The following is a 19,724-nucleotide window of genomic DNA, read 5'->3' as shown; positions in this document are numbered from 1 at the left end:
TATGATATAATAAACCTATAAAATAAAGAGAAAGGTCGTGAGTACATGGAATTAGTTATAGATACTATCGATAAATCTTTTGATAGTAAGAAAATATTAAAAAGTGGTTCTTTTACTTTTGAAAAAGGTAAGATTTACGGCTTATTAGGCCGTAATGGTGCCGGAAAAACTACCTTATTTAATTGTATTTCGAAAAATTTATCAGTCGATCATGGAGAAATTTATTTTATCGATGAAAGCGGCCAGAAAATTCAATACGACAATACAGAAATTGGCTTAGTTCACGCCACGCCTCACTTGCCAGGCTTTATGACTGGTTTTGAATTTGTAAAATTCTTTATCGATATTAATAAAAAACGTCTGCCTCAAGCAGAACACCCTAAATTTTATTTAGACAAAGTTGGGATTGCTGAAGATGATCAGCACCGATTGTTAAAAGATTATTCTCACGGTATGCAAAATAAAGTGCAAATGGTCGTTATGATGATGTTAAAGCTACCTGTCTTGCTCTTAGACGAGCCTCTGACTTCTTTTGATGTAGTTGCCGCCCACGAGATGAAAGAGCTGATAATCGGTCTAAAAAGTGAGTCTATCATTATTTTTTCAACTCATATTTTACAATTAGCCCAAGACTTATGTGATGAGATTGTCTTGTTACATCATAGTCGTTTACGGGGAATTCCGGCAGCTGACATTCACAGCCAAAGTTTTGAAGGGGAAGTAGTCTCCTTATTGTCTGCCAGTGAAGAACTTGAAGAGGTTACTTTAGAAGAAGAACTACGTTCAGAAGTTGGTGTTGGGAATGAAGACAATTAGCCAGTACTTTCAAAGTTTTTGGTATTTTGAAAATAGTAAATTGAGAATTAAAATTAATGGTTTGCTTTATTACTTAAGAAAGATTCCTTTGATTGGCAAGAAAATCCCCGAGACTATTTATAAAAACTATGAATTAAAAGACATATTGTTTGTTTTAGGGGTTATTGCTAACCTTTTGACAAAGGTTTTAATGAAAGGTCTCTGGCTAGGTATTCCACTAGCAATGGCAAGTTTTAACCCATTGCCAGTCTCTGGCAGTATGTTTGAAGAAGGAATTATTTATTGGCTGATTTTAGTTCCTTTAGGTATGAATTTTTACGAAGGCTTTTATCAAATGTTAGAGCCAAAAGAATTAGACTATGTGGCGCACTACCAAATATCTCCCAAAAAGTTTTTTAGAAGCCAAATGTTTGTTAGCACCCTTTATAATGGTCTAGCTTACTTACCAATTTTCATTGTTTTAGGGATTAGTCAGAAAAGTGGCTTATTACCAATTAATTTGATCTTATGTTACCTTACTAGCGGCTTTGTCTTTTTCACCTTAGGCAGAAAATTAATTGATCTAAAGTTGCCAATGCGCATAGCTTTTGCTAGTTTTTATTTACTTTTTTTACTTAGTTTGATTTACGGAAGTGCTTATTTTGATGTTAATGAAGTAGTTTTAAAAGGCGTTAAAAGTTTTTGGGGATTATTAATCTTAAGTGGCTTGTTATATATCAGTCAAAGAAAGTTATTTAATTATCAAAAAGAAGGGGAATATTTTAATAAAGTGATGGCAAAGTCTTTTGATTTAAAGACTAAAAGTCAATTAGCAGCCAGTAGTACGAACACTTATTTAGGGGATGGAATTAAGATGCAAAAAGCCCTGACCCTTGGTGGGAAATCTTATTCAAACTTAAAAGGGAGCCATTATTTAAACGCACTGTTGTTTAGTCGGTACGGTCTAACTTTAAAAAAACAACTATTACGCCGAGTTTTAATTATCTTGTCAGTAGGCATCGGGGGGGTAGTCTTACTATCTTTTATCGGCAAAGAACAATTAACCGAAAAACTCATGATCGGTCTGCTACCGACCTTATTTTTTGTAATGTATTTAGCGAATTTTGGTAAGAAAATCGTTCAGCTAGCATTCATCAATTGTGACTCATCCATGCTTTTTTACCCGTTTTACCGGGAAGCAAAAACAATTTTAGCTGGCTTCTTTTTTAGATTTTGGAAAACCTTACTTTACAACAGTGGCATCGCTTTGGCGATTTTTCTGCCGATAGCCTGCTTTGGCCTAGTTAATCCGGGAATATTATCTTTGAAGTTTTTCTTAATACTGACTTTTCTATTAATTAGTTTAGCCTTTTTATTCTCTTTCCATGAATTGTTTATTTATTATTTATTACAACCTTTTACTAGCGATTTAGAAGTGATTAACCCAATCTATAAAGGGGTTTCTGGTGCCCTCTATTGGGTAGCTTATCTTAATTTACAATCAAATGCGTCAGGTTTAAATTATGTCATAATAATCTCTGTAGCTAGTTTATTATATGTGCTGATTGGTTTAATAATTATTAGCTTAGTAGCGCCCAAGACCTTTCGTTTTAAAGGTTAGATTAGAATAAATAAATATGAATGACAAACCACCCTTTTTAGTTTAAACTAAGAGGAGACTATTGTTTAGATTAGGAGGATATGATGTCAGTTAAGAAACGTAAACGTAAGCAACGTGACTCTAGTGAAATTCTAGATGAGTTTATTGATGATACTTTGCGGCCAAGTAGCACTAAACGCAGGCGCAAAAGACGGTCAACAACGACATCAGATCCTGAGAACACATCTAAAAAAACTAGTTCCAGCCAATCAGGCAAGCGACGTCGACGCCGACATTTATCGGCGGAAGAAAAGCTAGCACAGCAGAAAATTGCTCGCAGAAAAAAAGTCAAAAAGATATTTGATGGTCTTTTGATTGGTCTATTCTTAGTTATTTTTTGTAGTATGTTAGTTTTTTATTTGAAATTTGATCGAGCAGAAGTTGTCAGTGGTTCCATGGAACCTACCTTGATGACAAACGAAAAAGTGATTATTATCAATGGCAAAGAAGTCAAACCTTTTAATATGTTAGTCTTTTATCCACCGAGTACGACAAAAGATAAGTATGTTAAACGAGTCATTGGTTTGCCTGGAGATGAACTTGAATTTAAAGAAGACAAACTATTTATCAATGGCAAAGAGTATTCAGAACCATACCTAGATAGCAATAAAGAAGCCTACCAAAAAGAACACCCAGGGGAAAGTTACACGAAAGACTTTCAGTTAGATATGATTCCTGGAGTGACGAGTGGTACAACGAAAATACCGAAAGACATGTATTTAGTTTTAGGGGATAACCGTCAAAATTCACAAGATAGTCGCTACATCGGTCTAATCCCGAAAGAAAACGTCATAGGTGTTGTCTGGAAAAAAACTTCATTAAATAAGAAGTAATCGATTAAGTGATGAAAATTTCAGAAAATAACCACGATTAAAAAAAATTGTGATATAATTTTTTTATAGGATAGTAATAGGAGGAATGGAAAATAATGAACATTATGAGACAGAAAGAATTCGTAGAGGCTTTTCACTACGATATGAACAGTCCAGAGACAAAAGCTGAGACTGAAATTAAAGTAGAAATTAAACCAATCGATATGAGCGAACAAGCAGATTTCCCAAGTGCTGACAGTTCAGTTCTTGGTTTGCGAGTAATCTTTAAAATTGTATTTGATGAATTTGCTATTACAGGTGGGGTTAGACAATTAGTTACGCTTAATGGTCAAAAAGTTGAAAAAGTTGAAGACTTAGAACAAAGCGAATTAGATGAGCTAATGCGTCCACTCTTTTCTTTAATTGAAAGAATGACTTATGAAGTGACTGAAATTGCTTTGGACCGTCCTGGAGTTCAATTGAACTTTGGCAACCAAGCAGAATAGTATGTTAGAAAACTGAGGCCCTTGCTTCAGTTTTTTTATTTTTAATGAGTGTCATTTAATCGTTGTTTATTAAAAAATGTTATACTAAAAATAAGAGAAGCGAGGTGCCGAAGATGAAAGCTTATTTATATGCAATAGGAGACATTCATGGTGATTACGGCGGCTTACTAGAATTATTGAAAGACTTTGATTTTAACAGCCAGCAATTAGTTCTAATCGGTGACTTGAATGACCGAGGGCCTTTTAGTAAAAAATGTTTGTACTTAGGAAAAAAACTAGTTGAAACGTATCAAGCTGTTTATTTAAAAGGCAATCATGAAGACATGCTGTTACAGTTTCTTAATGATCCTGAAACCCGTTACCCTAACTATTTAAGGAATGGCGGGGGGGAAACAATCAATGACTTGTTACATCCAGGGGCCACGGAAGAATATTCTCCTACGGAAATGAGTTTATTGATTAAAACTCATCATGGGGAGCTAATAACGTTTCTGGAAGAGTTGCCTTATTTTTTTGAATGGCACCAGTTTTTATTCGTTCACGCAGGGGTGGATCTAAGTAAAAAAGATTGGCGTCAAACTAGCCCGCGAGATTTTATGTGGATTAGGGAGCCTTTCCATCTTGGTCGGAACGACACTGGTAAAACAATTGTTTTCGGTCACACGATTACCCCCTCCTTACATGGGGATAATCAAACAACAGACTTGTGGCGAAAAGACCATAAAATTGGCATTGATGGCGGTGGTATATACGGTGGGAGTCTCCATGGTGTGATTTTTAACAAGGAACATTTGATTCAAGACATTGAAATTGAACCGAAAGTCAATCCGTGGCAACCAGACTTTTAAGTCTCACGATTGAGTCAAGAGGCTATTCTATGGTATAATTAACACTTATCGAATTAGCGGAACAGTCCCCTAGAAAATAAGCAGCTAGTGACGTCTTATTTTTAAAGGTATTAGGAACAAACGAAGGAGCAACTTGAATGAATGAATTATTGAACCAACACATTATGAAATTATTACAACAAGAGCTAGTAGCCTATAAGCCGAGCCAATTAAAGACCGTTCTCGGATTACTTGAAGAAGGCAATACAGTGCCTTTTATCGCCCGTTACCGGAAAGAAATGACTGAAAGCTTAGATGAAGTTCAAATTCGGGAAATCGAAGAACGGCATCATTATTTACAAAATATCGAAAAACGTAAAGAAGAAGTCTTAAGAATTATTGAAGAACAAGGGAAATTAACGCCAGAGCTAGCCCAAGAGATTAAAGGGGCAACTAAAATGCAACAAGTTGAAGATTTGTACCGACCTTATAAACAAAAACGCCGGACAAAAGCAACTATTGCGAAGGAAAAAGGCTTAGAACCTTTTGCCGACTGGTTACTGACTTTCCCGACTAAGGGCGATGTGGCCTTGGAAGCTGGGAAGTATCTCAACGAAGAATTAGCAGTTGCTACAGTTGAAGAAGTTCTAGCTGGGGCTCATGAAATCATTGCCGAAGCAGTTGGTGATGAGCCTAAGTATCGGACATGGATTCGTGACTTCACCTTTAAAAACGGTCAGTTAGAAAGTACTGTTAAAAATAAAGCTAAAGACGAAAAAGCAGTCTTTGAAATGTATTATGAATACAGTGAAGCCTTAAATAAAATTGTTTCTCACCGGATTTTAGCAACTAACCGGGGGGAAAAAGAAGACGTTTTAAAAGTCGGCATTACCGTTGATGAAACAAAAATTATGCAATACTTGTACCGCCACACAATTGGCAATCATGAGCAATCAGTCACGGCTGAGTATGTTGCCGAAGCATTTAGAGACAGTTATAAACGCTTTATTGGACCGGGAATTGAAAGAGATATTCGCAACGAACTTTCTGAAAAAGCTGACGAACAAGCAATTAATATTTTTGGCGAAAATTTACGTAACTTATTGTTGCAATCGCCTTTAAAAGGCAAAGTCGTCTTAGGCTTTGACCCGGCCTACCGAACAGGTTGTAAACTAGCAATTGTTGACCCAACAGGAAAAGTCCTAGGGATTCAAGTGATTTATCCTCACAAACCTGCTGGGGAAGCTAAAAAAGCCCAAGCAGCTAAAGAATTTTTAGCATTAATTGAAAAGCATCAAGTTGAAATGGTGGCAATTGGTAATGGCACAGCTAGTCGGGAGTCTGAACTTTTTGTCTCTGAGTTACTGAGAGAAATCAAACGAACGGTCTATTATGTCATTGTTAGCGAAGCTGGGGCTTCAGTTTATTCCGCTAGCGATATTGCCCGTCACGAGTTTCCTGAGCTACAAGTTGAAGAACGTAGTGCAGTTAGCATCGCCCGTCGTTTACAAGACCCATTAGCAGAACTCGTTAAAATTGATCCTAAAGCAGTTGGTGTTGGTCAATACCAACATGATGTTTCACAAAAAATGTTAGCTGAGCAATTAGATTTTGTCGTGGAAACAGCGGTTAACCAAGTTGGTGTCACGGTTAACACAGCTAGCCCAGCTTTATTACAACATGTCTCTGGCTTAAATAAAACAACCGCTCAGAATATTGTGACATATCGTGAGGAAAATGGGGCCTTCACAAGTCGCCCCCAATTAAAGAAAGTTCCCCGATTAGGACCAAAAGCTTACGAGCAAGCTGTAGGATTTCTACGTATTCCTGAAAGTAAAAACATTTTAGATAATACGGGAATTCACCCAGAAAGTTACAGTGTTGCGAAGAAAGTGATTGAAATCGCCGGAATAGCCACTAAAGAATTAGGAACTGCACCAAGTAAAGCCTCTTTAGAGCAACTTGATCAAATCAAATTGGCGGAAGCAGCAGCAGTTGGTCAAGCAACATTAACAGATATTATCTCAGCGTTAATTCAACCAGGACGTGATTTACGGGATGAAATGCCAGCTCCTTTGTTACGACAAGACGTCCTAAGTATGGGAGATTTAAAACCAGGGATGGAGTTACAAGGAACTGTCCGCAATGTCGTTGATTTTGGTGCCTTTGTCGATATTGGTGTGAAACAAGATGGCATGGTCCATATTTCAAAATTAAGTAATAAGTTTGTCAAACATCCAACAGACGTAGTAGCTGTCGGTGATGTGGTCACAGTTTGGGTTGACGAAGTTGATTTACACAAAGGTCGAATCGCTTTAAACATGCGTGGCCCTGTGGCAGAGAAAGGATAGAAGGCTGTGATGGTTTTAAGCCAAGTAGTTGAAGATGAAACGGATTATCAAAGCTTACTTGATAATCCGAATGAATTAACAGATCAGGAGTTGCAGTCATTGGTAGAGACAATCTCCCTCAATGACTTTGGCAAAGCCTTTAAACATCAGGCCTTTTTTAACAATCGTTTACGGACGACAGGAGGCCGTTATCATTTAAACAGTCATCACTTAGATTTTAATCCCCGTGTCTTTGAACGTTACGGCTTAGTTGAATTAGTTAACGTCATTAAACATGAATTATGCCATTATCACTTACATCTAGCTGGTCTTGGTTATCAACATCGAGATGCTGATTTCAAGAATTTGCTCAAACAAACAGGTGGTAGTCGTTTCGTGAAACCTTTAGAAGAGCAAAAACCAGAAAATTATCATGAATACGAATGTGCCAAATGTCATAATTTAATTTTACGGAAAAGACGAGTGAATACAAGAAAGTATAGTTGCCGCTGTGGTGGCCCCTTAAAACAGCTATAATTAGTTGTCATAAAGCCACCTCTTAACAGTCGGTCTTCAAGAAAAGTCAGTCGCTTTAAATATTGCGAGAGTGGTGGAATGGCAGACACGCAGCCTTGAGGGGGCTGTGAGAGCAATCTCGTGCGGGTTCAAATCCCGTTTCTCGCATCAAGCTTCGATTAGTGAAAGAATTCTGAAAATGTCAGAATTCTTTTTTTGTTGAAATAAAGCTTTAAGGATCACTATATTAATGCTGTTATTTAATTTAAAATGTTCAAGAGGAATTTAAGACTTGTGAAGGACTTTAGTACTGTTATTTCACAAAAAGAATGTTTTTTAAACAGCAATAGGACTATAGTACCATTGACTTTTAGTCAGTTATTATGCTATTTTGAAGTATAAGTATAATAACTGAGCTGTTTTTTTGCTCAAATGGAGGATGTAATGAAAAAGAAGTTAAGTATAGTTACCGTAATGATGAGTTTAGTTGTCTTGTTTGTAGGATGTGCAGCAAATCCTCGTGATCAATTTGCTAAATACATTGAAGAACAACAAGGGAATAAGTTTAACGCAAGTAGTTTCGAAATGAAAATCGCAGATTTAGAAATGGATCTAAGCGGTGAAGAAGAAGCCAACCCAATGATGGGGATGGTGATGTCCCAATTGAAAAATATTACTTTAAAAGGTGATGTTCAAATGGATGCTAAGGAAAAAGAAAACTTTAGCATGAAGATGAGTTTAGACTTAATGGGAATGGAAGTTCCTTTCGAAATGATGGGTAGTTTGAAAGACGACGTTAAAATGTATGTGTCAACTAACACGATTTCATCAGTCGTTGAAATTGCTAGTACTTTTGGTACCCCTGGTTTACCTTCGGTAGAAAGTTTTGCAAGTATTAAAGACAAATATATTGATATCACTGACTTACAAGAAGAAGCGATTGATTTTGATACAAAAGCTTATAAAAAAGAACTGAAAAACACTGAAGAATATTCAAAAGCTTACGCAAAAGAAGCGATGACTTATCTGAAAAGTTTAGATAAAAAATCATTTGTTAAAAAAGACGACACAATCACTCACACGTTTAACAAAAAAGAAATCATTGATTTAATGAATTTATCTCAAAAAGTCGCTAAATCAAATGATAAATTTAAAGACTATGTGGCTGAAGAAGAACTTGATGCTCAAGAAGTTTTCAAAGAACTTGAAGAGTTTTCGGTTAAAACAGCAATTAACGTTAAAGATAATAGCTATAAATTAATGTTTACTTTAGCGCCAGCAGCAGGAGAAGCTGATGGGTTTAAGAGTATCAAAGTTTCGTTCAATGGTAAAAACACTAAAAATGATAAAAAAGTTACTTTGCCTAAAAAAGCTGAAGTCGTAACAATGCCAGAATTAGAAAAATTAGTCCTTTCGATGAACCCAGAAGGTCAAGTCGATTTATTAGAGGAAGAGTTATTCTCAGAAGAAGATTTCGCAGAATTTAAAGAAGAAATCAAAGCTGGTTTAGGTGCTTTAAGTAAAGAAGACAAAGAAATGCTATTGGAAACATATAAAGGTATTTTAAGTGAAAAACAATATAAAGAACTAGCTGATTTAATGAAATAAATATTTTGAAGATCTTTTTAGAGGCGAAAGACAAATGTCTAAGCCTCTATTTTTCTTTTTTTTCATTAATCATGAAAAGAATTTGAAAGTAGACCGCATATCGGCTATAATTAATAAGGTTAGAAATGAACAAGATTAATATATGGAGGGTGTTTCAATGGCTCAGAAAGTTTTTTCTGAAAAGAAAATGGAAAATGTAACTAGTCAAGCTCAAGAATGGTTTGCAGCATTTGAATTGGATCAATTATTTACAGAATTACCAAAGGATGTGCAAACGCAAGTTGAAACTGTGACGGCTGCTTTTTCAGAGTGGATGTATCGTGAAGAGTTAAGAGCTGGTCGTGAATGGACAGCTGGATCTTTGGAAAATATTTTAGTCAATGTTTTCCCACGAGAGTTAGCGGCTTACCCTACGTTAAAACAAGACCTTTTACTAATTTTAACAAACTATTTTACTTTTTTAAAAAATGAAAAGAAAATTAGTAATGCAGATACGCTAGTCCGTAAATTAGAAAGCTTAGATTTTTCTAATACAGAGGAAGCAAGCATTGTTGAAACAAAGAAAAAGCCAGTTCAAGCAACAAAAACTAAGAAATCAATGAAAGCACCGACTTATTCAGCTGGAGAAATTGCTCAGTTTAATCGCTTTGCCATGGGTAATGAGATTAACCAACGAGTGGCCTCAAAACCAGTTGTCCAAGAAGTTAAGCAAGTTGAAAAAGTAGTTGGGCGTAATGAACCATGTCCTTGTGGTAGTGGTAAAAAATATAAAAAATGTCATGGTAAATAGTGACTAGAATGACTAGGACTATCAGCTTTAGCTTTTTTATTTAAAAATAACTTGCATTATATTTAAAAGTCAGTATAATAAAAGTTAGATATTTAATACGCTTTCATTTCAAATGGGTGTTACTGTTAAATCAGGCATAACCAAGAAACTTGTTGCTAACAAGTTTCTTGGTTATTTTTTTATTCTTAGGAGGTGAAGATTAAGTTATGGAAATTATCCAATCATTTAATCAAAATGCGGTACTTGCAGTAGATAATGACGCAAGGGAAGTTATTCTAATTGGTAAAGGAGTTGGCTTTGGCAAAAAAAAGGGCGATAGTGTTAATGAGCAGCAAATATCTAAAGTTTTTCACTTTGACTCTAGTCCCCAAGAGCACAAAATTGTCGAGTTACTAAAAGATGTCAATGAAGATCTTGTATTAATGGCTGAGGATGTGGCAACTAAAAGTCAGTTTTTCATAGAGGATGAAATGAGTCCTTCCTTTATTATTGCATTAGCTAGCCACATTCAATTCACGCTAGAAAGAAACAAAGAAAATATTGTCATTCCTTCACCCTTTCAATATGAAATGAAATATATTTACCCGAAAGAATACGAAGCGGCTAAATGGGCAGTTAACTATTTGAATGAGGAGTACCAACTAGCTTTACAAAAATCTGAAGTAATTTTTTTCACCTTACATTTTGTTAATGGGTTACAAGAAACAGGGGAGTTTAGTGAAGTCGTTAAATTAAGTAATATTCTTAATGATGTCACTCAACTCATTGATAGCTCGGTGGTTGACCCCATCGATAAAGAAGCAATCCAGTATGCACGATTCATCGTTCATGTTAGATACTTTATTATTCGCAGTATGGAAAAGAAAGTCACCAAAGTCAAAGCAAATGTGTCAGAACTCTATAAAATGAGTAGTTCAATGTTTCCGATTGGTAGTAAAATCGTGACTGAGATAAATGAGATGTTAAAACGAGAATATGATATGAGTTATGGGATTGAAGAGGAATTTTATTTATTATTACATATTACAAGATTAATAGACGAAGGGGGTAACTTTCAGGAGGCCTAACCTATGCATGACAGTCAGAGGACTGCCGGCGTAGGTTATTTTTTATTAACAGAAAGAAAGCGGAACTATTAAATATCAAAGAGCTCAACTAAAAATGACCATCGTTTTAACAAATAAATGACGGAACATATCGGAGGAAATACTATTGGAAGCGGATATTATGAAACTATTTAAACTAGAATTAATCAATTTGGCAGTTCAAGCAACGAGTGTCGATGACTTTTTCACTCAAAAAGCAACTGAGTTAGTGGCTAAAGACTTTGTCGAAGAAAGTTTTTTAGCAGCAATTCAACAAAGAGAAAAAGAATTTCCAACGGGTCTAGCACTAGCTGGTATTAACATAGCTATTCCTCACACAGATGTGATCCACATTAAAGAACCGTTTATTGCTATTAATCGGTTAGGGAACCCGTTAACTTTTATGCAAATGGGAACGGATGATGTTGAGGTTGAAACAAGTGATGTCTTTGTCTTAGGTATCAAAGACCCGAAAAAACAAGTAGGTTTATTGTCAGCTCTGATGGACATTTTTGCTAATCCAGAATTTGTCAAAGCCTATCAAAAAGCTGCAACAACAGATGAAATAATTGAATTATTTACTAAATACTAAAAACTAATAGGAGGAATATTATTATGAAAAAAATTATTGTCGCATGTGGATCAGGAGTTGCAACATCGCAAACAGTCGCATCTAAGTTGGAACGGTTATTAAAGGAAAAGAACATTAATTGTAAAATTGAAGCAGTTGATATTAAATCTTTAAAACACCATGTTAAAGGGGCCGACGGTTATGTCTCAATTGTTAAGAGTAAAGAAGATTTTGGGATTCCAGTTTTTAATGGGATTGCCTTTTTAACAGGGATGGGTCAAGAGGAAGAGTTACAAAAAATCATTGATTTAATAGAAGGGTAAGGTGACTTAGATGGAAACACTACAAACAGTTGTAAATTTTGTCTTAAATGATCTTGGAGCAGCAGTTTTTGTGCCACTGTTAATGTTAATTATTGGTTTAGCGATGAAGATGAAATTTAGTGAAGCTTTTGTTTCAGCTTTAACTTTAGGGATTGCTTTCTCAGGAATGAATTTACTGATTGGTTATATGATGGGGTCGATGGGCGATGCCGCAGCTAGTTTAGCTGAAAATACGGGAATCACTTTGTCAGCTATTGATGGTGGTTGGCCAGGTATGGCAGCTATTTCTTGGGCTTGGCCATATGCGTTCTTACTATTCCCCTTAACGATTGGAATTAATGTTTTGATGTTAATTTTCAATAAAACCAAGACGTTAAATGTCGATATGTGGAACGTTTGGAATAAAATCTTTACAGCAGTCATGGTTTCTTACATTACTAAAAGCGTCTTATGGGGATTTGTGGCAGCCTCAATTCAAATCGTTTTAGAGTTACTATTAGGCGATATGTTTGCGCCAGAAATTGAACGTTTAACAGGTATCCCAGGCGTGACAGTTCCTCACTTTGTTGTTTTAATCACAGTAATCTTACACCCAATTGATGAGTTACTGAAAAAGATTCCCTTCTTCAGCAAACCAATGGATGCTGATTCATTAAAAGAAAAAATTGGAATTTTTGGTGAAAACTCCGTTATGGGAGCGATTATTGGTTTCTTATTAGGTTTAGCTTCAGATTACGGGATTGCCGGCGCCTTGTCTCTAGGTGTCCAAGCTGCAACAGCGATGACTTTATTCCCAATGATTTCTAAATTGTTTTCGCAAGCATTGTCACCGATTTCAGATGCGATTTCAGAATTTATGCGTAAGAAGTTTTCAGGCAAAGAAGTTTACATTGGCTTAGACTGGCCCATTTTAGCTGGTCGTAACGAACTATGGGTAGCAGTAATTATCACAATCCCAGTGTTGTTAATTATGGCAATCATTTTACCAGGGAACATTGTCTTACCTTTCGCAGGAATTATTAACTTATCATTCGTTGTGGGAGCATTACTATTAACCAATGCTAACTTAGGGCGGATGATCTTCCATGGCATTGTATCGGCACCATTATTCTTATATGGGGCAACATTCTTTGCACCATATATTACGCGCTTAGCCAATGAAACAGGGGCAGCCACAGTTGAAGCAGGAAAAATGTTGTCATGGAGTACGTTTGAAGGCCCAGATTTCCGTTACTTAACAGCGACTGCATTTTCTGGAAGTATTATTAGTATCATTCTACTAGTGTTGTGGTTTGGCTTATTCGTTTGGTTGTATAAGAGCCGGATGAAATACAATAGCGAGATGGCTTTAAATGAAAAATAATCAATTATTAAAAAAAGGGTATTGGATTAGTGTAATACTCCTAGCTGTGATCTTATTACTTGCTAGTTTTGCCTTAAAGCAACCGTTACTAGCAGTCCTCGGTTTAGGCTTAAGTTTAATTGCTAAAAAGCAAAGTTATGAGCTATTGTTTAAAAACTATGATTTAAACATCGCAGCTAAAAGACAAAGTATATTGAAGAAAAGGGGAAATATTAATGAGTAAATTTATTGAAAGCGAGATTATTAAAGAGTTAGCAGATTTAACTTACACGATGTGGTCAATGGGTTGGGATGAAAAAAATGGCGGTAATGTTAGTATCATTTTGTCAGAAGAACAAATCAGTCAACTTGAGTCAAGTCAGGCTAGTCAAAAAGTTAGCTTAGCTAACATACCGACTAATTTAGTCGGTAAATACATCTTAATCACGGCTTCTGGGAGTAATTTCCGAGTGTTGCGAAATGACTTAATTCACTGCACTGGGGTTGTTAAAGTAACCGCCGACGGTTATGAAATCGTTTGGGGCTTTGCGGATAATAATCGACCAACTAGTGAAATTTATATGCACTTATTATCTCATAGTGCCAGAGTCTCAGTAGACCCTACTCATCGGGTGATTGTTCATAATCACGCCACAGAAATTTCGGCAATGACCTTTGTCCATGAATTAGATGAACAAAAATTAACGAGAACATTATGGGGGATTATTACAGAGTGTGTCGTTGTTTTTCCAGATGGGATCGGCGTGTTGCCATGGATGGTTTGTGGCAATGAAGACATTGGGGTGGCGACAGCTAAAAAAATGTTAGATTGCCGCATTGTTATTTGGGCTCATCATGGTATCTTAGCATCAGGTAGCAGTTTAGAAGATGCCTTAGGGTTAATCGAAACAGTTAACAAAGCAGCTAAAATCTATATGATGACTTATCAAAAACCTTTAACAACAGGTATTACTGATCCTGAGCTATGGGCTGTCTGTGAAGCATTTGACTTAACGCCAAAAGCTGGTTATTTAAAATAATTTTTAAATCAATAATGATAACTCTAAGTGATAAGACTTAGAGTTATTTTTGTATCAAAAAGAAGACTTTTTTGTAATATTTCAATTTCATTCTTAAAAGTCCATTAAAAAATGGTATAATATTATCATTATTATATAAGAAAAAGGAGTCACTAATTATGACATTAATTTACCAAAGCACTCGCGACAGTAGCCAACGAGTCAGTGCGTCTCAAGCCATTCTTCAAGGGTTATCAGTCGATGGGGGATTGTTTGTTCCAACTGAGCTACCAAGCTTGGCTTTTGATTTTAAAGCAATGAGTCAAATGAGTTACCAAGAAGTTGCCTACATCGTAATGAAAGAATTTTTAACGGATTTTAGTGAAGGGGAACTGAAGGCGTGTATTAAGCAAGCCTATGATGAAAAGTTCACTCATCCTAGTATTGCCCCCTTGAAAAAAGTTGGGGAAGATTATTACTTAGAGTTATTTCATGGTAGCACGATTGCTTTTAAAGATTTGGCTTTAGCGTTGTTACCTCATTTAATGGTGACAGCTGCTAAGAAAAATAATTTAGAAGATGAAATAGTCATTTTAACAGCGACATCTGGTGATACTGGTAAAGCTGCTATGGCTGGCTTTGCCGATGTCCCTGGCACTAAGATTATCGTTTTTTATCCTAAAAATGGTGTCAGTGGCATTCAAGAACAACAAATGTTAACCCAAAAAGGCCAAAACACCTCAGTAGTGGGGATTACTGGTAACTTTGATGATGCCCAAACAAAAGTTAAAGAGATGTTTAATAATTCCTTGCTTAACCAACAATTAAAAGAGAACCAAAAACAATTCTCATCAGCCAATTCAATTAATATTGGTCGCTTAATTCCGCAAATCGTTTATTACGTCTATGCTTATGCGCAACTAGTTGGCCTAGGGAGAATCAAAGCCGGCGAGGCAATTAACTTTTCAGTACCGACAGGGAACTTTGGAAATATTTTAGCTGGTTACTACGCTAAAGAGATGGGGGTACCGATAAAGAAATTGATTTGTGCTTCTAACGAAAATAATGTGTTAACAGATTTCTTTAATAAAGGTATTTATGATCGCAACCGTGAATTTAAATTAACGAGCTCGCCTTCGATGGATATCTTAGTCTCGAGTAACTTAGAACGTTTAATCTTCCATGTAACTGGCAATGACAGCCAAGCTTGCCAAGGCTTAATGAATCAGTTAGATACTAAAGGCGTCTATGAGATTACCCCTAAGATGCAAGCCAAGCTCGCTACTTTTGTCGCTGGTTATGCGTCAGAAGAAGTTGTTAGTCAAAGAATTGAAAAAGTTTTTAATGAAAGTAGCTACGTGATCGATCCTCATACGGCAGTCGCAGATGCAGTCAAAGAGGAACAAGGATTAGCCGGCGTAACAGTCGTTGTTTCAACAGCCAGTCCTTATAAATTTCCTCAAGCAGTTGTAAACAGTCTAAGTCAAGAGTCTCAAGAGCTAGAAGATGATTTTCAATTAGTTGATCAACTTCAGCTATTATCACAAGTTCCGATACCTGCTGCTGTGACAGAAGTGAGAGGGGCTGACATTCGCCATGACTTAGTTGTCGAAACAGCGGATATGCAACGGGCAGTAGAGTCACTATTAAAATTAAAGTAGGTGTTTAGCATTCAACTCACAACTGAAATTAAAGCTTTTTGGCAAAGATATTGCCAAGAGGAAAACTTAGACTGGCAAAAGACAAGTTATCAAGCATGGGCCTTCGGTGATAGTCCTGTCATGGCAGAGGAGTTATTAGCCTTAGTTTTATCCGGTCAGAAGACAGGAACATCAAGTGCTTATCAAGCTTATGAAGATGGCGATGAGCCACTGCCTCAAGTCACTGATTTGAGCATTATTTTAAACGGTCAAGGACAGCCAGTCTGTCTGATTCAAACAACGAGCGTTGAAATTTCACCTTTTAATCAAGTCAGTGAGATTCAGGCTTTTAAAGAAGGGGAAGGCGATCGAACCTTAGCCTACTGGCAAACAGTCCATCAAGAGTTTTGGGAAAGAGAATTTCAAGGGTCGACCTTAACTTTTAAGCCAGAGATGCTAATTGTCTATGAAGAGTTCAAAGTTATCTTTCAATAAAAAAAGAAAGTCCTAAAAACTAGGACTTTCTTTTTTTAGACTTGTTCAACCATAAACTCTGCTAATTCAGTTTGAGCTAAGTTGGCATTTAAAGCAACTAATAATTTAATGCGAGCTTTTTGGCTGTTAAGGCCATTACAGAAAAGCACACCTTTGTCTTCTAGTTGCATGCCCCCACCTTCGTAATCGTAGACTCCTTCAGCAATGCCGTTAAAGCAACGAGAGACTAAAACGATCGGGACACCTTCAGCAATTAAATTATCGATGGCAGGAATTGTCAAAGGTGGTAAATTACCAGCACCTAAGGCTTCAATGACTAAGCCATCAATTTGATTGGCTGACAGTAAGTCGAGAATACTAGAGCCCATGCCAGCGTATGACTTAACAATCGGAATACGGCCGCTGACAGAAGTCACATCTAAAGTATGAGAAGTGATTAGTTGTTGATAGAAACTCACTTGATGTTTATTAATTAGTCCCACTGGTCCAAAGGTCGGTGTTCTGAAGGTTGCCACATTTGTCGTGTGAGTTTTAGTAACGTAACGAGCAGTATGAATTTCATCGTTCATCACAACAAGTGTGCCTTTACCTAGGGCATCATTGCTAGCTGCCACCCGAATAGCCGATAAGTAATTATAGAGACCGTCAGAACCGACTTCATTACTAGAGCGCATGGCACCAGTTAAAACGATTGGCAGTTGATCACCGACAGTAATATCTAAAAAGTAAGCTGTTTCTTCAAGTGTGTCAGTTCCGTGGGTGATAACGACACCATCGATACCAGCAGCGATCCCAAGTAAAATTCGGTTTTTTAGTAAAAGCATATGTTCCGGTGTAATATGAGGAGAAGGGATAAATAAAAAGTCTTCAACAATCAAATTAACGTCAGTCTTAATGTCTAAGGTGAAATCTAAAAGAGGATTACTATGATCTGTAGAGACACCGCCTGTTTGGCTATCTTCAGACATGGCAATTGTTCCTCCTGTATGTAGAACTAGGATATTTTTCATTGTCGTCACCACTTTCCGTGAATAATTTCTTCATGCTTGCTTATTATAACAAAAGTGTCAAACAATCGCTCGTTTTTGCTAAACAAATTAAGATTGTGTAAAATAGAAGTGAGAGGTGAAGGTGATGATAGAAATCGGCTTAACTACATGGTCCGAGCATCCAAGTTTATTAAATAAAAATAAAATTACTTTAGCAGAGTACAGTTCAAAATTGCCAGTCGTTGAAATTGATACGCCTTTTTATGGAATTCCAACGCCGCAAACAACTGCTAAGTGGGTCAGTGAAACCCCAAAAGACTTTGGGTTTATTCTGAAAGGCCATCAATCAATGACAACTCATAGCCCTTGGCAAGATCATTACCCAACAGAAAAAGAAATGTACGAGCGCTATTTTGCCATGCTGGAACCGCTGATTACTAGTCAAAAATTAAGAGGGATTTTATTACAATTTCCAGCATCCTTTAATTGTACAGCAGAAGCAATCTTACATTTAAAACGATTACGAAAAATCTTTAGCGATTTACCAGTCGTTATCGAATTTAGACATCCTAGTTGGTATGAGGCTGATTTCTTACAAGGAACATTAGCTTTTATGAAAGAGCAAGAGTTTATTTTAATGGTCGTGGATGAGCCTCAGTTACCAGGGAAATCAATCCCTTTCTATCCAATCGTGACCAATAAACAACAAGTAATCTTCCGTTGTCATGGCCGTTACCAAGCAGGCTGGACCGCAAAAGGTGATGATTGGCGAAAGAAACGAACACTCTACCGTTACAATGAAGAAGAGTTAACTGAGTTAGCTAACGCCCTCCAACAAATTGAAAAAGACTGTCCCCTAGTGACAATCATCTTTAACAATAATTCTGGTGGCGATGCAGCAGCTAATGCCTTAACATTAAAAGAGTTCTTAGGGATTAACTATGAAGGGTTGAATCCAGAGCAAATGGATTTATTTTAGGAGGGAGTCACATGATTAAAGCGGCATTTTTTGATATTGATGGGACCTTAGTGACAAGTAAAGCGAAGGCCCTTGACTCAACGAGAAGGGCAATTGCAGAATTGAAAAAACAAGGAATTATTTGCGGTATTGCCACTGGCAGAGGACCTTTTCGCTTAGCGGAACAAATTGATCAACTGACATTTGATGTGTATGTCACATACAACGGTCAGTACGTTTATACTGACAAAGAAGTCCTTTATGCGAATGCGTTCCCTAGGGAGACAGTGGAACAACTAATTATCTTTTGTGAGACTAACAATCGCCATATCTTATTTGGCGCTGCCGATGAAATGGCTGGCAGTTCAGTCATGATGTTTGGTCAAAAAGCCAGCGCTAAACGACTCCAAAAATTTTTACCAAAAGGCCCTTTGAAACGACTTATTATGAAAATAGCAAAGACCTTTCCCCAAAAAAGTAAAAATAAACGTTATCGTCAATTAGCAGTTTTAAAGAAACCAATTTATCAGTGTGTCATGATTAGCCCTTTAAAAGAGCAAGGGGCTTTGGAAAAACTCTTTCCAGAATGTAAGTTCACTCGTTCCAATCCTTACACCGTGGATATTATTCTTAAAGACAGTTCTAAAAGTGTGGGAATTGAAAAAGCGGGAAGCCTTTTTGATTTTACATTGAAAGAGACAGTAGCTTTTGGGGACAGTTGGAATGATGAAGAAATGTTGAGAGATGTTGGCATTGGAGTTGCTATGGGAAATGCCATGGCAGAAATTAAAGAGTTAGCTGATTATATCACCAAAAGTAATACTGAAGATGGCATTGACTATGCCTTAAGGCAATTAAAACTACTCAAGAAAGAAAGTGACTAAATGCTAACACCTTATAATCAAGTAAAAGAATTCCATCAGGCCTTTGATCCTGTTGATCATCAAGGCGGGAAAGTTTTTACTGCTCAGCAAGCCCTATTTCGAACAATGTTTAAGGGAGAAGAATTAGTTGAATTTTTATATGCAGCAGCAAATAATGATCAGCAGTTGTTTACTAATTTAGTTAGTGAATTTCAAACAAGCATTGATGAAGCCAAAGTTAAAATCGAGAAGAAGCATCAAAAAGTGACCGATCCGTTAGTTGAGCAAGCGGATGCTCTTATCGATTTACTGTATTTCACTTACGGCTCCTTTGTACAAATGGGAGTGGATCCAAGTGAGTTGTTTTCAATTGTTCATCAAGCGAATATGGGTAAATTGTTTCCTGATGGGCAACCTCATTATCATCCAAAAACTGGTAAAGTCATGAAGCCTGATAATTGGGAAAAAGATTTTGCACCTGAAGAAAAAATCCGGGAAGCAATCAAAAAACAGTTGAAATGAAGTCTATTTTCAAGGACTTGTGATTTTGGGCTGCTTTACAAATAAGGAAAAAGAGTTGAAATATCAAGTCCTT

General features: G+C 36.6%; 20 protein-coding genes, 1 tRNA gene and 1 pseudogene. 21 read left to right on the top strand and 1 reads right to left on the bottom strand.

Going from position 1 to position 19,724, the window contains the following annotated elements:
• Positions 1-45: 45 nt before the first annotated feature.
• From CBF35_RS03080 to CBF35_RS02995, 18 genes and pseudogenes are all read left to right on the top strand, one after another.
• Positions 46-816: an ABC transporter ATP-binding protein gene (locus CBF35_RS03080; protein ID WP_126778475.1), complete on the top strand. Its 771-nt coding sequence runs from the start codon at positions 46-48 to the stop codon at positions 814-816.
• Positions 803-2,416, top strand: coding sequence for a hypothetical protein (locus tag CBF35_RS03075; protein WP_126778473.1), 1,614 nt, complete (start codon positions 803-805; stop codon positions 2,414-2,416). The genes CBF35_RS03080 and CBF35_RS03075 overlap by 14 nt, the downstream gene beginning before the upstream one ends.
• An 83-nt stretch (positions 2,417-2,499) precedes the next feature.
• On the top strand, positions 2,500-3,288 hold the full coding sequence (gene lepB / locus CBF35_RS03070) for a signal peptidase I (RefSeq protein ID WP_170174697.1): 789 nt from the start codon (positions 2,500-2,502) through the stop codon (positions 3,286-3,288).
• A gap of 95 nt (positions 3,289-3,383) precedes the next feature.
• Positions 3,384-3,773: a DUF1149 family protein gene (locus CBF35_RS03065; RefSeq protein ID WP_126778470.1), complete on the top strand. Its 390-nt coding sequence runs from the start codon at positions 3,384-3,386 to the stop codon at positions 3,771-3,773.
• Positions 3,774-3,886: 113 nt separating this feature from the next.
• Positions 3,887-4,621, top strand: coding sequence for a metallophosphoesterase (locus tag CBF35_RS03060; RefSeq protein ID WP_126778573.1), 735 nt, complete (start codon positions 3,887-3,889; stop codon positions 4,619-4,621).
• A gap of 137 nt (positions 4,622-4,758) precedes the next feature.
• Complete coding sequence (locus CBF35_RS03055) at positions 4,759-6,951, top strand: Tex family protein (protein WP_126778468.1); 2,193 nt, start codon at positions 4,759-4,761, stop codon at positions 6,949-6,951.
• A gap of 9 nt (positions 6,952-6,960) precedes the next feature.
• Complete coding sequence (locus CBF35_RS03050) at positions 6,961-7,467, top strand: SprT family protein (protein ID WP_126778466.1); 507 nt, start codon at positions 6,961-6,963, stop codon at positions 7,465-7,467.
• 64 nt (positions 7,468-7,531) lie between these two features.
• A tRNA-Leu gene (locus CBF35_RS03045) sits at positions 7,532-7,614 on the top strand.
• A gap of 276 nt (positions 7,615-7,890) precedes the next feature.
• The gene (locus tag CBF35_RS03040) at positions 7,891-9,054 is read left to right on the top strand and encodes a hypothetical protein (protein ID WP_126778465.1); all 1,164 of its coding nucleotides are present in this window, start codon (positions 7,891-7,893) and stop codon (positions 9,052-9,054) included.
• Positions 9,055-9,766: 712 nt separating this feature from the next.
• A pseudogene (locus CBF35_RS15095) lies at positions 9,767-9,844 on the top strand (SEC-C metal-binding domain-containing protein); the annotation flags it as partial.
• Between the two features lie 206 nt (positions 9,845-10,050).
• On the top strand, positions 10,051-10,911 hold the full coding sequence (locus CBF35_RS03030; RefSeq protein ID WP_126778463.1) for a PRD domain-containing protein: 861 nt from the start codon (positions 10,051-10,053) through the stop codon (positions 10,909-10,911).
• A gap of 160 nt (positions 10,912-11,071) precedes the next feature.
• A complete protein-coding gene (locus CBF35_RS03025) occupies positions 11,072-11,521 on the top strand; it encodes a PTS sugar transporter subunit IIA (RefSeq protein WP_126778461.1) in 450 nt (149 codons plus the stop codon).
• Between the two features lie 23 nt (positions 11,522-11,544).
• Positions 11,545-11,823, top strand: coding sequence for a PTS sugar transporter subunit IIB (locus CBF35_RS03020; protein WP_126778459.1), 279 nt, complete (start codon positions 11,545-11,547; stop codon positions 11,821-11,823).
• 10 nt (positions 11,824-11,833) lie between these two features.
• Positions 11,834-13,186 (top strand): PTS galactitol transporter subunit IIC, encoded by a 1,353-nt coding sequence (locus CBF35_RS03015; RefSeq protein ID WP_126778457.1) that lies wholly within the window; start codon positions 11,834-11,836, stop codon positions 13,184-13,186.
• Positions 13,176-13,409, top strand: a complete 234-nt coding sequence (locus CBF35_RS03010; protein WP_126778455.1) for a hypothetical protein — start codon at positions 13,176-13,178, stop codon at positions 13,407-13,409. Before CBF35_RS03015 ends, CBF35_RS03010 begins: the two co-directional genes overlap by 11 nt.
• On the top strand, positions 13,402-14,205 hold the full coding sequence (gene rhaD, locus CBF35_RS03005; RefSeq protein WP_126778454.1) for a rhamnulose-1-phosphate aldolase: 804 nt from the start codon (positions 13,402-13,404) through the stop codon (positions 14,203-14,205). Before CBF35_RS03010 ends, rhaD begins: the two co-directional genes overlap by 8 nt.
• A 158-nt stretch (positions 14,206-14,363) precedes the next feature.
• Entirely contained in the window at positions 14,364-15,845 is a 1,482-nt protein-coding gene (gene thrC, locus CBF35_RS03000; RefSeq protein WP_126778452.1) for a threonine synthase, read from the top strand.
• Entirely contained in the window at positions 15,846-16,319 is a 474-nt protein-coding gene (locus CBF35_RS02995) for an ASCH domain-containing protein (protein ID WP_211345286.1), read from the top strand. It abuts the gene before it with no gap.
• A gap of 35 nt (positions 16,320-16,354) precedes the next feature.
• Here the strand turns inward: CBF35_RS02995 and CBF35_RS02990 are convergent, their stop codons facing one another.
• The gene (locus CBF35_RS02990) at positions 16,355-17,329 is read right to left on the bottom strand and encodes an asparaginase (RefSeq protein WP_126778450.1); all 975 of its coding nucleotides are present in this window, start codon (positions 17,327-17,329) and stop codon (positions 16,355-16,357) included.
• Between the two features lie 124 nt (positions 17,330-17,453).
• On the opposite strand from CBF35_RS02990, the gene CBF35_RS02985 reads away from it, so the two are divergent.
• Genes CBF35_RS02985 through CBF35_RS02975 form a run of 3 tightly spaced genes read left to right on the top strand, consistent with a single transcriptional unit; the run spans position 17,454 to position 19,651 of the window.
• On the top strand, positions 17,454-18,287 hold the full coding sequence (locus CBF35_RS02985; RefSeq protein ID WP_126778448.1) for a DUF72 domain-containing protein: 834 nt from the start codon (positions 17,454-17,456) through the stop codon (positions 18,285-18,287).
• Positions 18,288-18,298: 11 nt separating this feature from the next.
• Positions 18,299-19,150 carry a Cof-type HAD-IIB family hydrolase gene (locus CBF35_RS02980; RefSeq protein ID WP_126778447.1) on the top strand — a complete coding sequence of 284 codons (852 nt, stop codon included), beginning with the start codon at positions 18,299-18,301 and terminating at the stop codon, positions 19,148-19,150.
• Positions 19,151-19,651, top strand: a complete 501-nt coding sequence (locus CBF35_RS02975; protein WP_126778445.1) for a pyrophosphohydrolase domain-containing protein — start codon at positions 19,151-19,153, stop codon at positions 19,649-19,651. It begins immediately after the preceding gene.
• The last annotated feature ends 73 nt before the right edge of the window (positions 19,652-19,724 follow it).

The organism is Vagococcus salmoninarum (assembly GCF_003987495.1).
Classification (GTDB): Bacteria; Bacillota; Bacilli; order Lactobacillales; family Vagococcaceae; genus Vagococcus_D; species Vagococcus_D salmoninarum.
The sequence above is the reverse complement of the archived record's forward strand: the minus strand, read 5'-3'. Positions and strand labels throughout refer to the sequence as shown.

Excerpts from the sequence above, each read along its gene's own strand:
- CBF35_RS03080 (WP_126778475.1), top strand. The coding sequence starts at position 46 with ATGGAATTAGTTATAGATACTATCGATAAATCTTTTGATAGTAAGAAA.
- CBF35_RS03075 (WP_126778473.1), top strand. The coding sequence starts at position 803 with ATGAAGACAATTAGCCAGTACTTTCAAAGTTTTTGGTATTTTGAAAAT.
- lepB (WP_170174697.1), top strand. The coding sequence starts at position 2,500 with ATGTCAGTTAAGAAACGTAAACGTAAGCAACGTGACTCTAGTGAAATT.
- CBF35_RS03065 (WP_126778470.1), top strand. The coding sequence starts at position 3,384 with ATGAACATTATGAGACAGAAAGAATTCGTAGAGGCTTTTCACTACGAT.
- CBF35_RS03060 (WP_126778573.1), top strand. The coding sequence starts at position 3,887 with ATGAAAGCTTATTTATATGCAATAGGAGACATTCATGGTGATTACGGC.
- CBF35_RS03055 (WP_126778468.1), top strand. The coding sequence starts at position 4,759 with ATGAATGAATTATTGAACCAACACATTATGAAATTATTACAACAAGAG.
- CBF35_RS03050 (WP_126778466.1), top strand. The coding sequence starts at position 6,961 with ATGGTTTTAAGCCAAGTAGTTGAAGATGAAACGGATTATCAAAGCTTA.
- CBF35_RS03040 (WP_126778465.1), top strand. The coding sequence starts at position 7,891 with ATGAAAAAGAAGTTAAGTATAGTTACCGTAATGATGAGTTTAGTTGTC.
- CBF35_RS03030 (WP_126778463.1), top strand. The coding sequence starts at position 10,051 with ATGGAAATTATCCAATCATTTAATCAAAATGCGGTACTTGCAGTAGAT.
- CBF35_RS03025 (WP_126778461.1), top strand. The coding sequence starts at position 11,072 with ATGAAACTATTTAAACTAGAATTAATCAATTTGGCAGTTCAAGCAACG.
- CBF35_RS03020 (WP_126778459.1), top strand. The coding sequence starts at position 11,545 with ATGAAAAAAATTATTGTCGCATGTGGATCAGGAGTTGCAACATCGCAA.
- CBF35_RS03015 (WP_126778457.1), top strand. The coding sequence starts at position 11,834 with ATGGAAACACTACAAACAGTTGTAAATTTTGTCTTAAATGATCTTGGA.
- CBF35_RS03010 (WP_126778455.1), top strand. The coding sequence starts at position 13,176 with ATGAAAAATAATCAATTATTAAAAAAAGGGTATTGGATTAGTGTAATA.
- rhaD (WP_126778454.1), top strand. The coding sequence starts at position 13,402 with ATGAGTAAATTTATTGAAAGCGAGATTATTAAAGAGTTAGCAGATTTA.
- thrC (WP_126778452.1), top strand. The coding sequence starts at position 14,364 with ATGACATTAATTTACCAAAGCACTCGCGACAGTAGCCAACGAGTCAGT.
- CBF35_RS02990 (WP_126778450.1), bottom strand. The coding sequence starts at position 17,329 with ATGAAAAATATCCTAGTTCTACATACAGGAGGAACAATTGCCATGTCT.
- CBF35_RS02985 (WP_126778448.1), top strand. The coding sequence starts at position 17,454 with ATGATAGAAATCGGCTTAACTACATGGTCCGAGCATCCAAGTTTATTA.
- CBF35_RS02980 (WP_126778447.1), top strand. The coding sequence starts at position 18,299 with ATGATTAAAGCGGCATTTTTTGATATTGATGGGACCTTAGTGACAAGT.
- CBF35_RS02975 (WP_126778445.1), top strand. The coding sequence starts at position 19,151 with ATGCTAACACCTTATAATCAAGTAAAAGAATTCCATCAGGCCTTTGAT.